The following is a 12,250-nucleotide window of genomic DNA, read 5'->3' as shown; positions in this document are numbered from 1 at the left end:
GTCGTGGCACGATGAGCAGGTGGACCGTCATGTCGTGATGAAAGCGCCGCTCTTCGCCGCGCTCGACGAGGAGACCGCGGGTCGGCTGATGGACTCCATGACTCCGCGCCAGCTGGCCAGGGGTGAGGTGGTCTTTCACGAGGGTCACCCGGGCGACTCGCTCTACGTCATCACCGCGGGCAAGGTGAAGCTCGCGCGCACCTCCACGGACGGCCGGGAGAACCTGCTGTCCATCCTCGGTCCGGGCGAGATGTTCGGTGAGCTCAGCCTCTTCGACCCCGGCCCCCGGCTGACCACGGCGTACGTCGTCTCCGACGCCGAGTTCATCTCACTCGGCAACAACGCGCTGCGCGACTTCCTCGGCGACCATCCCGCGGTCGCCATGCAGATGCTCGCCGGCCTGGCCCATCGCCTGCGCAAGACCAACGAGGGGCTCTCCGACCTGGTCTTCACCGACGTCCCGGGGCGCGTCGCCAAGGCGCTGCTCGACCTCTCCGACCGCTTCGGCCGACGGACCGACGGGGGCCTGCTCGTCGCGCACGAGCTCACGCAGGAGGAGCTCGCGCAGCTGGTCGGAGCCAGCCGTGAGACGGTCAACAAGGCACTCGCCGACTTCGCCCAGCGCGGCTGGATCACGCTCGGGGCCAAGTCGGTCACGCTCATGGACCTGGAGCGGCTGCGCCACCGCGCCCGGTGACCAGGCCTCGGTGACCACGCCGCTCCCTGACCGCACCCCTCGCTGACCACCCCGCCTCGTCACGCTCCCACGGCGGGGCCGGTCGTGGGCAACCATTCACGACGCCCGGTCGGTCCTACGGTAGCCATTCACGACGCCCGGTCGGTTTCGGGGCAACCCTTCGCCTCTGGCCGACAGACGCGCGGTCAGTCAGGCCGGCAGCTCGCCGAGGTAGTCGAGCTGCGCCAGCACCGAGAGCCGCGCAGCCGGCCACACGGCGCGGGGCGTGTCGGCATACACGACCTCCACGACCCGATCCGCGAGGTCGCGCCGCGGTTCGCTCCCCAGGTCGCTCCCCCCGCCGCGCAGCGCCGCCACCGCCTGGCGCACCTGGTCGAGCCGGGCGTGCCGGTGCTGCCAGTAGTGCTCGACGACGCCCGCCGCGTCCGAGACGACGGGGCCGTGACCGGGGGCGAGGCTGGTCACCTCGCCGGAGCCGGTGAGGTCGCGCAGCCGCTCCAACGACTCGAGGTATGACGTGAGGTCGCCGTCCGGGTAGGCGACCACCGTCGTGCCGCGGCCGAGCACGGTGTCGCCGGTGAGCAGGACCTGCTCGGCAGGGAGCAGAAAGGACAGCGAGTCGGCGGTGTGCCCGGGGGTGGGCACGACCAGCAGCTCCAGCCCCCCGACCCGCACCGCGTGCCCCGCGGCGAGGTCGTCGTGGCCCGTGCCGCAGCGACGCACCGGCGCCTGGGTCAGACCGGCCCACCGGTCGGCGGACTCTGCGTGGTCGGCGTGCCCGTGGGTCAGCAGCGTCAGCGCGACCCGCGCGCCCCGCCCCGCGACGTGGGAGAGCACCGCCTGCAGGTGCTCCTCGTGCAGCGGCCCTGGGTCGACGACGACCGCCTCGGAGCCGTCCGGCTCGAGGAGCACCCAGGTGTTGGTGCCGTCCAAGGTCATCGGCGAGGGGTTGGGGCAGAGCACGGCGTGGGCGCGGTCTCCCCAGGCACCGCCGGCCCATGAGTGGTCGGCCGGTCCGATCGGTCTCACGGGCGACCTCCGCCGCCCCCGACACCGGGCGCACGCATCATCAGGCCGTCGCCGGTCTCGACAGGAAAGGGCAGCACCTGCGCCACCTCGGCCGGTCGCTGCAGCCACCGGTCGAGTGCGCCGTCGTCGATCCGCGTGAGCTCCTCGACCATCACCTGGGTCGGGGGGAGCAGGACGTCGCGCCCGGCCTCGCGCGCCGCGAGGATCTCCGCGGGGGTGCGCCAGCTGGCCACCTCGGCCTCGGTGCTGGCGTCGTCGGCGACCTGGCCGTCGGGCATCCGCGCCGCGAAGAAGCGGGTGTCGTAGCGGCGGGGCTCGCACTCGGGGGTGGTCCAGTGACCGCGCAGCGACAGCAGGTCGGTGCGCAGGACCAGCCCGAGCCGCGTCACCATCTCGCCGAAGCTCTGGGTGCGGTCCAGGAGCCGCTTCCGCTCCCGCCCCCAGCTCGCGTCGGTGAGGTCGGTGACGACCTCCTCCTCGCCCGGTCCGGCGAGCAGCACCCCGCACTCCTCGAAGACCTCGCGGGCGGCCGCGACGACCAGCTCCCGCGCCGCGCCCTGGTCCAGCCGCAACTGCTGCGCCCACTCGGCCGGGGTCGGGCCGGCCCAGGGCACGCCCGGGTCGGCGTCGCGCCGGTCCACCCCTCCCCCGGGGAACGCGAGCATCCCGGCGGCGAACGCCATACGGGCCGCGCGGCGCAGCACGAAGACCTCGACCGCCGCCCCACTCCCCTCGCGCAGCAGCATCACTGTCGCCGACGCCCGGGGTGGCGGGATCTCGCGGTGGTCCGCGGGCAGCGCCAGCCAGCGGCGCGACTGCTCGGCGATGATCTCCGGCACGACGAAGTCGCGGTATGCCGCAGCGCCCGCTCCGAGGCCAGCGCTCCCCGCCCCCGACTCGCCGCCCGCGTGCGGCAGCTGGGTGGGCTCGTCGGGCTCCACGTCAGCCGGCGTCGTCGCTGTCGCCCGCGACGGCGACGGTGATCTCGACCTCGACCGGGACGTCCAGGGGCAGGACCGCCACACCGACGGCGGAGCGGGCGTGGGTGCCCGCGTCACCGAAGGCGTGGCCCAGCAGCTCGGAGGCGCCGTTGATGACACCCGGCTGGCCGGTGAACGCGGGGTCGCTGGCGACGAAGCCGACGACCTTGACCACCCGGACCACCCGGTCCAGGTCGCCGACGACCGACTTCACCGCCGCGATCGCGTTGAGGGCGCAGATGGCCGCCAGCCGCTTCGCCTCGTCGGGGTGGACCAGACCGCCGCCCTCGCCGACCTTGCCCGTGCCCGCCAGCTCGCCCTCGACGAAGGGCACCTGGCCGGAGCTGAAGACGAGGTCGCCGTGCCGGAGCGCGGGCACGTAGGCCGCCACCGGGGCGGCCACGTCGGGCACGGTGTGGCCGAGCTCGGCGAGGCGCTGCTCGACGGCGCTGGTGCTCATCGGCCGGCCCCGCTCAGGCGTTCTTGGGGCGCTTGAGGTAGGCCACGAGGTTGCTGCCGTCGCCGGGCCCGGGCACGACCTGCACGAGCTCCCAGCCGTCCTCGCCCCACTGGTCGAGGATCTGCTTGGTGGCGTGGATCATGAGCGGAACGGTGGCGTACTCCCACTGATGTGCAGTCATGCCGCCGACCCTACCGGGGAGCGGCGACAGACCGTCCGACGCTCAGCGCAGCGGGTCCAGCGGCGCCAGCTCGGGTGGGGTGCGCGCGGTGAGCATCTGCTCCGCGAGCAGGCGCGACGTCGCCGGCCCCTGACACATGCCCCACATGCCGTGCCCGCCGTGCACCCACACCCCGGGCGTGCGGGTGGCGCCCACGAGCGGGAGTCCGTCGAGGGTCACCGGCCGCGACCCCACCCACTCCTCGCGCCGCTGCTCCGGCGACAGGTCCAGCCCGGGCAGCCGCGGGGCGGCGGCCCGCACCAGGCCCTCGATGCGGGCGGGCACGAGGGGTGCATCCGGTGGCCGGAACTCCATCGTGCCGCCGAGTCGCACCCGCCCGCCCGACAGCGGGGTCATGACGAGCCGCGGCTGGGGGAAGTAGACCGCGAGGTCGAGCGCCGGCTCGGGACCGGGGACCGAGAAGGAGTAGCCACGCCCGGCCCGCAGCGGCACCCGCACCCCGTGCTCCCTGGCCAGCGCTGGCAGCCACGCCCCGGAGGCGAGCACCACCTGGTCGGCGACGACCGGCTCGGCCCCGACGAGGTCGACGGCGATCCCGCCGGGGCCGTGGCGCAGCCGGGCGACCTCTGCCCCGGCCCGGATCACGCCGCCGCGCGCCCGCACCGCCTCCGCGAGCGCGGACAGGAAGAGCGGAGGATCGAGTCGGCGCTGCCCCTCGATCACCACGCCCGCGCGGATCCCCGGCCCCACGAGGGGCGCGAGCTCTCGCACCCGGTCGCCGTCGACCTGCTCGGCCTGCACCTCCAGCCCGGCCTCCCGCACCAGCTCCAGCTCGTGGAAGAGCGCCGCCACCCCCTCCTCGTCGTCGAAGGCTGCCACCGCCGGTCCGGGGACCGTCCGGGCCGCCACTCCTCCGGCCTCCAGCTCGTCGTAGGCCGCGAGCGCCAGCCGGTTGAGCGGCACCAGCGCCGCCATGGTGCGACGCCAGGTCGGCATCGTGCACCGCGCGGCGAGCCGGAGCAGGAACAGCGCCAGGCCGGGGTCCGCCTGGGGCGGCACCGAGACCGGCGACGACGGATCGAGGACGGCACCCACGCCATACCGCAGCACCGCCGGGTCCGCGAGCGGTACGGCGAGGCCGGGCGTGAGCCAGCCGGCGTTGCCGAAGGACGCGCCCGCGGCGACCCCGCCGCGGTCCAGGACCGTGACCGACACCCCCTCCCCCAGCAGCTGCCACGCGGTGCTCAGCCCGGCGATCCCCGCGCCGACCACGACCACGTGCTCCGGCGTGCGTCGACCGACCCAGCTCGCGAGCGCCATACCTCCGGACGCTAGCGCAGCGCCGCGAAGGCGCGTCAGGACCCTGTGTCACCCCCTCCTGGTAGAACCGGTGCATGGAACCCGATCGCGGCTGGCTGCTCGGGCCGCACCCGCCGGTCGGCCGTCTCGAACGCTATGGCGAGCTGCCGCACCAGGTCTACGAGCTCGTCGAGCCCGCCGACCCCGAGGAGCTCGCCCTCGTGGTGCTGGTGCACGGCGGCTTCTGGCGGGCGGAGTGGGACCGCACCCACCTGCGGCCGCTCGCGCGCGCCCTGGCGGATCAGGGGTATGCCGTGGCGCTCGTGGAGTACGCCCGCTCCGGTATGGAGGGCGGCGAGGCCGGGTGGCCGACGGCCGGGCAGGACTGCCGCGCCGCGCTGGCCGCGATGCGGGCCAGGGAGGGTGGAGAGGTCGCGCAGGGGCGAGGGGATGATCGGCCCGTCCTCATCATGGGTCACTCGGCCGGAGGTCACCTGGCGGTGTGGCTGCTGCACCAACCCGAGGCGGAGGGGGTGAGGGGAGCGGTAAGCCTCGCGGGCTGTCTCGACCTGCACCTCGTCGCGGAGCTGGGGCTGGACGACGACGCCGCGGTCGACCTGCTCGGCAGCCGACCGGAGGAGGCCCCGGCCACCTGGGAGGGTGCCGACCCCGCCCGGCTGGGGCGCACGGCATACCCCGTCGTGGCGGTGCACGGCGACGCGGACGAGAAGGTGCCGCTGGAGGTGACCCGGTCGTGGTGGGAGGCGGCGGCAGACCCTGAGCGAGACCGGCTCGTCGTGCCCGCAGGGAGCACGCACTTCCCGCTCATCGACCCCAGCGCCCCCGAACACCAGGAGGTGCTCACGGCGCTGCGCTCGCTGCTCCCCGCGCGCTGACCCGACCTCTCAGAAATCTCACGTACCGTTGATGGTATGCGCTCTGCCCTCACTGTCGCACGGTTGACCTCGCTGCTCGGGGTCTTTCTCGCCGTCTCCGTCCTCATGGGGATCATCGGCGCCGGTCTGCTCGCTCCGGTCGTGGGCGCCACCGGCCTCGCCGCCCGCGAGAGCGTCGGAATGTTCGAACAGCTCCCGGGCGACCTGGAGCAGAACCCGCTCGCAGAGCAGTCGCGCATCCTCGCCAGCGACGGCACCATCCTGGCCACCCCGGCGGACCAGAACCGCATCATCGTCGCCAGCGACGAGATCTCGCAGAACATGAAGAACGCCCAGGTGGCGATCGAGGACGAGCGCTTCTTCCAGCACGGTGGTGCCGACGTGGAGGCGCTGGCCCGCGCGGTGGTCCAGAACGCCACGACCGACAGCACCCAGGGCGGGTCGACGCTGACCCAGCAGTACATCAAGCTGGCGCTGCAGCAGCAGGCGCTCAAGGAGGAGGACACCGAGGCCTACGCGCAGACACAGGCCCGCTCCGGTATGGACGGCTACGTCCGCAAGCTGCGCGAGCTGAAGTACGCCATCACCCTCGAGGAGCGGCTCACCAAGGACGAGATCCTCGTCGGCTACCTCAACCTGTCGTTCTACGGCGACAAGGTCTACGGCGTCGAGGCCGCGGCCCGGCACTACTTCGACGTCAAGGCCAGCGAGCTGTCGATCGTGCAGTCGGCGCTGCTGGCCGGCGTCGTGCGCTCGCCCTCCAACACCAACCCGGTCGCCAACCCCGAGCTGGCCCAGGCCCGCCGTGACCTCGTGCTGGACAAGATGTTCGAGCAGGACATGATCACCGAGGAGGAGCGCGACGAGGCTCAGGCCATCGCGGTCGAGGACATGCTCAACCTCACCGACAGTCAGCGCTCCTGCATCAACTCGCGCAACCCCTACTTCTGCGACTACGTCACCGCCTGGCTCCTGGAGCAGCCGGCCCTGGGCCGGACCCAGGACGAGCGCGCGGAGAACCTCTACACCCAGGGCCTGACGATCGAGACGACCCTGGACGTCGACCTGTCCAGCGAGATCAAGGACATCCTCCAGGACGCCACGCCGCAGGGCAACGACTACTACCTCGGCTCGGCCGCCACCGTGGTGGAGCCGGGCACCGGCAGGGTCCTGGCGTTCAACCAGTCCTCGACCTACTCCTTCGAGGACAGCAACGACAAGGTCGAGGAGACCTCGATCAACTGGAACGTCGACAACGCCTACGGCGGTCCGGGAGGTATGGAGATCGGCTCGGTGGCCAAGGCCTTCACCCTGGCCGAGGCGCTCCAGAAGGGCGTCCCGGTCGAGACCACGCTGCGCGTGCGGGAGCCCGAGGACAGCACCTACGGCAACGTGTGGCTGGAGGACCCTAACAACCCCGCGACGTCATACCCCCCGGGCGACGAGGTCTTCCCCGCCGGCATCTTCTTCCGCGACGACTTCGAGGAGGGCTGCACGATCGGTGAGGACCACTGGGCGGTGCGCAACGCCTCGGACCAGAACCACAACCCCTCGATCTCGCTGCGCGACGCCTCCGCGATGTCGGTCAACACCGCCTTCGCGACGCTGGCCTCGCAGGTCGGCACCTGCGACATCGCCGAGGAGATGACCGAGATGGGCCTGCACGCCGCCAACGGCAAGGCCTACGGGCTCGACCCCGGCAACGACGACAGCACGCTCGCCCCCTCCCTCGTGCTGGGCGCCGACACGGCGAGCCCGCTGACCGTGGCGACGTCCTACGCGACCTTCGCCTCCGGCGGCGTCTACTGCCCCCCGGTGCCGGTGACCAAGATCCTCGACTCCGACGGTGAGGAGCTGCCGCTCGAGCTGCCGGAGTGTGAGCGGGTCCTCGAGGAGGACGTGGCGCTGGGCGCTGTCGAGCTGCTCAAGGGCGTCGTGGGCCCGGGCGGATCGGGTTACCAGGCAGTGCTCGCCGGCGACCGTCCGGCTGCTGGCAAGACGGGCACCAACAACAACTCGACGCACACCTGGTTCGCCGGCTTCACCCCGCAGCTGTCGACCGCCGTCTTCGTGGGCAACGTTCCGGACGGTGCCCGCTACAGCGGCGACCTGGAGAACCTGCAGGTCGGCGACCGCTACATCGACGGGCCGCTCTACGGCTCCTCCCTCGCCGCGCCGACGTGGAAGAAGATCATGGATCTCGCCTCGGAGGGCATGGACGTCGAGGACTGGGACCGCCCGGACAGCGAGATCCTCAACGGCAAGCGGATCGCTATCCCCAACGTCGTGGGTCGCGGCGTCCAGGACGCCCAGGAGGCGCTGGAGGAGGTCGGGCTGACCGGCACGATCGAGCGGGTCGCGTCCAATCAGCCCGAGGGCACCGTCGTCTACACGACGCCCGGCGTCGGCTCCTCGGTCCTGACCTCCAACCCGGTCACGCTGCACGTGTCCAACGGCTACGCCCCGCCGCCGCCCCCGCAGCAGCCGAGCAACCCGCCGCCCTCCAACAACGGTGGGAACGGCAACGGCAATGGTGGGAACGGCACCGGCAACGGCAACGGTGGCGACGCCGAACCGGAGCCCGAGCCGGAGCCAGAACCCGAGCCGGAACCGGAGCCGGAGCCGGAGCCCGAGCCCGAACCGGAGCCCGAGCCCGAGCCTGCCCCAGCGCCCGAGCCTCCGGAGGACGGCGACGGCGGTGGCGACGGCGAGGACGACTGACCAGCAGCCTCGCCTGCTCAGTCCAGCAGCCTCGCCTGCTCACTCCAGCAGCCCCGTCTGCACGCCGCGATCCCGTCGACCCGCCGCTGGCCGGGTGAGACACTGAGCGCATGACCGAGCAGACCGGCCTCAAAGCCACTCTCCAGCAAGACCTCACCGCGGCGATGCGTGCGAAGGACAAGGTCCGCGCGGGCACGCTGCGGATGGCACTCACCGCGGTGACCAACGAGGAGGTCGCGGGTAAGGAGCAGCGTGAGCTCTCCGAGGACGAGGTGCTCAAGGTCATCACCAAGGAGGCCAAGAAGCGGCGCGAGGCGGCCGAGGCCTACTCCGGCGCCGGCCGCACCGAGCTCGCCGAGCAGGAGGAGGCCGAGCTCGCCGTGCTCGAGGGCTACCTGCCCGCGCAGCTCTCCGACGAGGAGCTCGCCGCCCTCGCCCAGGACGCCGTCGCGGAGACCGGGGCCACGGACATGCGGGCCATGGGCCAAGTCATGAAGGTCCTGCAGCCGAAGATCGCCGGTCGCGCCCAGGGCGGCCGCGTCGCCGCCGCCGTCAAGCAGGCCCTCGCCGGCTGACCCGGCTGACCCCTCTCGGTCGATGCAGCACCCGGGCGGTGCGCGTGGGTTCGACGTCAGCCCGTGCTCCGCACATGTCGACCACGACCTTCGTCGCCATGGCACACCATTGCGTGGTCGCATTCCACGGTCGCTGGGCCGACCGCGGAATGCGACCACGGGATGTCGTGCACGTGCGCGAGAAGCCATGGTCGACATCGTCGTCGGGCCTGCGAGGATGAGCCGATGACCTCGGTATGGCGTGCCCTCGGCTCGGCCTCCGCGCTCACCGCCGGCCTCGGCGCAGTATCTGCGGCCTACGCGACCTGGGTGGAGCCGCGCTGGTTCGCGCTGCGTCACGTCGCGGTGCCGTGCCTGCCGCCCGGCTCGCCGAACCTCCGGATCCTGCACCTGTCAGATCTGCACCTGGTGCCCCGGCAGCACCGCAAGCGCGACTGGGTGCGGGGCCTGGCCGATCTCGAGCCTGACCTGGTCGTGCACACCGGCGACCACCTGGCCGACATGGACGCCGTCCCCGCGGCGCTGGAGACCTACGGCCGCCTGCTGGACCGCCCTGGCGCGTTCGTCCTCGGCTCCAACGACTACTACCCGCCGACGCTGAAGAACCCGCTGCGCTACTTCAACAACAGCCACAGGAGGGGCGCCGAGCTCACTCCGGCCGTGTTGCCGACGCAGGACCTCATCGACGGGCTGACCGCCCGCGGCTGGGAGGACCTCACCCACCGCCGCGTCCGCACGACGGTCGCCGGCCTCGACCTCGAGCTCGTGGGCACCGACGACGCCCACCTCGGTCTGGACCGCTACGCCGACGTGTCCGCCCCGGCCGCCGCCGAGGCCACCCTCACCATCGGCGTCACGCACGCGCCCTACCAGCGGGTGCTGGACCCGATGGCCGCCGACGGCGCGCGCCTGCTCATCGCGGGGCATACCCACGGGGGTCAGCTGCGTGTCCCGGGTTACGGCGCCCTCGTGACCAACTGCGACCTCGACAACTCGCGTGCGTCCGGGCTGTCGCGCTGGTGGCCCGGCGCCGGTGCGACGCCCTCGAGCGAGGCACCCGACGACGCCGCCTGGCTGCACGTCTCGGCCGGGCTGGGTGGCAACCCCTACACGCCGTTCCGGTTCTGCTGTCGGCCGGAGGCGACGCTGCTCACCCTGGTCCCGGAGGCTCGCTAGCCCCGGCGTTGCCGAGCAGCACCCTCGTCATCTCCTCCTGGGCATCGAGCAACCCCTCCAGCGCGGCCCTGAGATGCGCGTCGGCGGGCTCGGCCCCCGCCATGGCGGCCTCCAGCACGGCCCGACGCATCAGTTCCTTGACGAAGGACGCGGTCATCCCGTCGCTGCGGCGCGCCGCCTCCACCAGGACCTCCTCTCCGTAGTCGACGTCGCCGGCATAGAGATCGAGCAGCCGCCGCCGACCCGCCTCGTCCGGCAGCGGGATCTCGACCGCCAGGTCGACCCGGCCCGGGCGCTGGACGAGGGCGCGCTCCAGCGACTCGGCCCGGTTGGTGGTCAGGAGGAAGGTCACATCGGCATCGGCGTCCAGCCCGTCCATCGCATCGAGCACCTCGAAGAGCAGCGGCCGACCACTGGGCCCCCTGCCACGGTCTTCCGCCACCAGATCGCAGTCCTCCAGCACGACGATCGCCGGCTGCAGCGCCCGCGCGAGCGAGGCAGCCGTCGACACGAAGGCCAGCGACTCCCCGGCCAGCAGCACGACCGTGTGCTCCGGATTGCGGCTGATGAGGTGCCGCACCGTGTGGGTCTTGCCCGTCCCGGGCGGGCCGTAGAGCAGCAGCCCTCGCTTGAGGTGCTGGCCATGCCGACGCAGCACCTCGGCGTGCGCGGCGATCCCGGTCACGTGGCCAGCCACGCGGTCCAAGGAGCCGGGCGGCAAGATCACCTCGTCGGCGCTCACGGCGGGCCGCTCGAGGAAGGTGACCCCCTGCGACTCCCGGCCGTAGCCGGAGGAGGAGAAGGACACCACCTGACCGCGCAGCACGCTGCGCTCGACCGCGAGGTCGCGCAGCTCGTCCAGCAGTTCACTGCGGGTCTGCTCCTGCGCACACAGGACCTCGATCCCGCCCTTCTCCCTGCCGTACTGCCGGTTGCCGCGGCGTTGCATCACGGCGATCGGCTCACCCCGGAAGCGGAACAGCCGCACCCCCGTCCCTATCGCTCGCCGGTGCTCACCCGGCCCGACTGCGACCGAGACGTAGTCGACCTGCCCTACCGACACGCGGCCGTGCGGGCCGGAGAGCAGGTCGGAGAACGACAGGTGGTGGCGCGCTTCTCCCCCGCCGACGCCGAGCTCCTCCGCCTCCGGATCACGTGAGGCGAGCTCGCTGAGCGCGGCGTCCCAGTCGGCATACCGGTGGTTGGGCACCTCCTCGGTCACCACCGCGACCTCGCTCACCGGCACGCCGAGGTATGCCGTCAGCCGCTCCGCGAGCGGCTCGCCCCCTTCTGTGCCCAGCGCCTGATGGGCCAGATCCACCGCTTCGCGGAAGGACCTGACGAATCCCCTGACGTCCTCGTCATCCATAGTCGCGACTCTAGGACCCCGCCCCGACAGACCCGACCGATTTCGGCGCCCCGCGCGCGGTGGGCTATCCTTGCCGATGCTGCGTCCGGCCCGGTGAGGGTCCGGGCGCCTCGCCACGGGGTGTGGCGCAGCTTGGTAGCGCGCTTCGTTCGGGACGAAGAGGTCGCAGGTTCAAATCCTGTCACCCCGACCATGACCGCAGGTCTCTGACCTGCAGTTTTGTGGATATTCTTGCCACTGTCCGCGTGAAATTGTCGTCTTGGGCATGACTGCGGCACAAGTCACGTGTCGACACGAGCGGCCAGGTAAGGACAGAACCACCCTCCCGTTATGCCCGCCCGACCTAGCTCGGCCGCGATTCAGCTGTTATTCACCGGGCGTGCCGACTGGGTCCAGTGTGTGACCTCCCGGCGCACCTTGCGGCGCCCCCGCCGTCCCGTCACTCATGGACAGATCCACCCGCCGCGGGGCAGGATCTACGGTGGCGAAGGAGGTCCATGTTCCTGGGTGTCGTGGTGATGGCCGTGGCCGCGGTCGTGCCCATCCTCGTGCTGTATGCGCTCCACCGGAGGACGGCGGTGACGCCGGATCCCTTGGAGGTGCTTCCGTTCGAATCAGGCTGGACCCCGCACCAGCACGCGCTGTCCCGCTACCACGTGCGGTGGTACCTGGCGACCTTGCTCTTCCTCGCCTTCGACGTCGAGATGCTTTTCATGTATCCATGGGCCGTGGTGGTGGCCGAGATCGGAGCCACGGCGGTGGTCGAGATGTTCCTCTTCCTCGCCGCCTTGTTCGTCGCCGTCCTGTGGGCGTGGCGGGAAGGTGCCCTGCGATGGGTCTGAGCACGGCGACCTCGAGGCTCGCTGC

12 protein-coding genes and 1 tRNA gene are annotated in these 12,250 nt (G+C 72.1%); 7 read left to right on the top strand and 6 right to left on the bottom strand.

All coding sequences use genetic code 11. The features are described from left to right. Positions 1 to 19: 19 nt before the first annotated feature. Complete coding sequence (locus tag AC5PYY_RS06695) at positions 20 to 697, top strand: Crp/Fnr family transcriptional regulator (protein WP_493899006.1); 678 nt, start codon at positions 20 to 22, stop codon at positions 695 to 697. Between the two features lie 189 nt (positions 698 to 886). On the opposite strand, the gene AC5PYY_RS06690 is transcribed toward AC5PYY_RS06695, so the two are convergent. From AC5PYY_RS06690 to AC5PYY_RS06670, 5 genes are read right to left on the bottom strand one after another with little or no spacing between them, the layout of a single operon-like run. Beyond that, complete coding sequence (locus AC5PYY_RS06690) at positions 887 to 1,726, bottom strand: MBL fold metallo-hydrolase (protein ID WP_493899005.1); 840 nt, start codon at positions 1,724 to 1,726, stop codon at positions 887 to 889. Then, the gene (locus AC5PYY_RS06685) at positions 1,723 to 2,667 is read right to left on the bottom strand and encodes an NUDIX hydrolase (protein WP_493899004.1); all 945 of its coding nucleotides are present in this window, start codon (positions 2,665 to 2,667) and stop codon (positions 1,723 to 1,725) included. Before AC5PYY_RS06685 ends, AC5PYY_RS06690 begins: the two co-directional genes overlap by 4 nt. Position 2,668: 1 nt before the next feature. Beyond that, positions 2,669 to 3,166: a RidA family protein gene (locus AC5PYY_RS06680; RefSeq protein WP_493899003.1), complete on the bottom strand. Its 498-nt coding sequence runs from the start codon at positions 3,164 to 3,166 to the stop codon at positions 2,669 to 2,671. A 13-nt stretch (positions 3,167 to 3,179) separates the two neighbouring features. Then, on the bottom strand, positions 3,180 to 3,347 hold the full coding sequence (gene sp36 / locus AC5PYY_RS06675; RefSeq protein WP_493899002.1) for a Sp36 family protein: 168 nt from the start codon (positions 3,345 to 3,347) through the stop codon (positions 3,180 to 3,182). A 42-nt stretch (positions 3,348 to 3,389) separates the two neighbouring features. Beyond that, complete coding sequence (locus AC5PYY_RS06670) at positions 3,390 to 4,667, bottom strand: NAD(P)/FAD-dependent oxidoreductase (RefSeq protein WP_493899001.1); 1,278 nt, start codon at positions 4,665 to 4,667, stop codon at positions 3,390 to 3,392. Between the two features lie 74 nt (positions 4,668 to 4,741). Between AC5PYY_RS06670 and AC5PYY_RS06665 the strand changes: the two genes are divergently transcribed. From AC5PYY_RS06665 to AC5PYY_RS06650, 4 genes are all read left to right on the top strand, one after another. After that, positions 4,742 to 5,542 carry an alpha/beta hydrolase family protein gene (locus tag AC5PYY_RS06665; protein ID WP_493899000.1) on the top strand — a complete coding sequence of 267 codons (801 nt, stop codon included), beginning with the start codon at positions 4,742 to 4,744 and terminating at the stop codon, positions 5,540 to 5,542. A 36-nt stretch (positions 5,543 to 5,578) separates the two neighbouring features. Beyond that, positions 5,579 to 8,263 carry a transglycosylase domain-containing protein gene (locus AC5PYY_RS06660; RefSeq protein WP_493898999.1) on the top strand — a complete coding sequence of 895 codons (2,685 nt, stop codon included), beginning with the start codon at positions 5,579 to 5,581 and terminating at the stop codon, positions 8,261 to 8,263. A 110-nt stretch (positions 8,264 to 8,373) separates the two neighbouring features. Continuing rightward, positions 8,374 to 8,838 (top strand): GatB/YqeY domain-containing protein, encoded by a 465-nt coding sequence (locus AC5PYY_RS06655; protein WP_493898998.1) that lies wholly within the window; start codon positions 8,374 to 8,376, stop codon positions 8,836 to 8,838. 225 nt (positions 8,839 to 9,063) lie between these two features. Beyond that, positions 9,064 to 10,014: a metallophosphoesterase gene (locus AC5PYY_RS06650; RefSeq protein WP_493898997.1), complete on the top strand. Its 951-nt coding sequence runs from the start codon at positions 9,064 to 9,066 to the stop codon at positions 10,012 to 10,014. Here the strand turns inward: AC5PYY_RS06650 and AC5PYY_RS06645 are convergent. Continuing rightward, positions 9,989 to 11,383 (bottom strand): AAA family ATPase, encoded by a 1,395-nt coding sequence (locus tag AC5PYY_RS06645; protein WP_493898996.1) that lies wholly within the window; start codon positions 11,381 to 11,383, stop codon positions 9,989 to 9,991. The two genes, AC5PYY_RS06650 and AC5PYY_RS06645, sit on opposite strands and share 26 nt — an antisense overlap. A 116-nt stretch (positions 11,384 to 11,499) precedes the next feature. Between AC5PYY_RS06645 and AC5PYY_RS06640 the strand changes: the two genes are divergently transcribed. Together AC5PYY_RS06640 and AC5PYY_RS06635 are read left to right on the top strand one after the other, a co-directional pair. After that, positions 11,500 to 11,576, top strand: a tRNA-Pro gene (locus AC5PYY_RS06640). Positions 11,577 to 11,880: 304 nt separating this feature from the next. Then, positions 11,881 to 12,225 carry an NADH-quinone oxidoreductase subunit A gene (locus AC5PYY_RS06635; RefSeq protein ID WP_493898995.1) on the top strand — a complete coding sequence of 115 codons (345 nt, stop codon included), beginning with the start codon at positions 11,881 to 11,883 and terminating at the stop codon, positions 12,223 to 12,225. The last annotated feature ends 25 nt before the right edge of the window (positions 12,226 to 12,250 follow it).

This window comes from Serinicoccus sp. JS2-9, assembly GCF_059025165.1.
The sequence above is the reverse complement of the archived record's forward strand: the minus strand, read 5'-3'. Positions and strand labels throughout refer to the sequence as shown.

Coding starts and splice junctions, on each gene's coding strand:
- AC5PYY_RS06660 (WP_493898999.1), top strand. CDS start 5,579: ATGCGCTCTGCCCTCACTGTCGCACGGTTGACCTCGCTGCTCGGGGTC.
- sp36 (WP_493899002.1), bottom strand. CDS start 3,347: ATGACTGCACATCAGTGGGAGTACGCCACCGTTCCGCTCATGATCCAC.
- AC5PYY_RS06670 (WP_493899001.1), bottom strand. CDS start 4,667: ATGGCGCTCGCGAGCTGGGTCGGTCGACGCACGCCGGAGCACGTGGTC.
- AC5PYY_RS06680 (WP_493899003.1), bottom strand. CDS start 3,166: ATGAGCACCAGCGCCGTCGAGCAGCGCCTCGCCGAGCTCGGCCACACC.
- AC5PYY_RS06665 (WP_493899000.1), top strand. CDS start 4,742: ATGGAACCCGATCGCGGCTGGCTGCTCGGGCCGCACCCGCCGGTCGGC.
- AC5PYY_RS06645 (WP_493898996.1), bottom strand. CDS start 11,383: ATGGATGACGAGGACGTCAGGGGATTCGTCAGGTCCTTCCGCGAAGCG.
- AC5PYY_RS06635 (WP_493898995.1), top strand. CDS start 11,881: ATGTTCCTGGGTGTCGTGGTGATGGCCGTGGCCGCGGTCGTGCCCATC.
- AC5PYY_RS06655 (WP_493898998.1), top strand. CDS start 8,374: ATGACCGAGCAGACCGGCCTCAAAGCCACTCTCCAGCAAGACCTCACC.
- AC5PYY_RS06650 (WP_493898997.1), top strand. CDS start 9,064: ATGACCTCGGTATGGCGTGCCCTCGGCTCGGCCTCCGCGCTCACCGCC.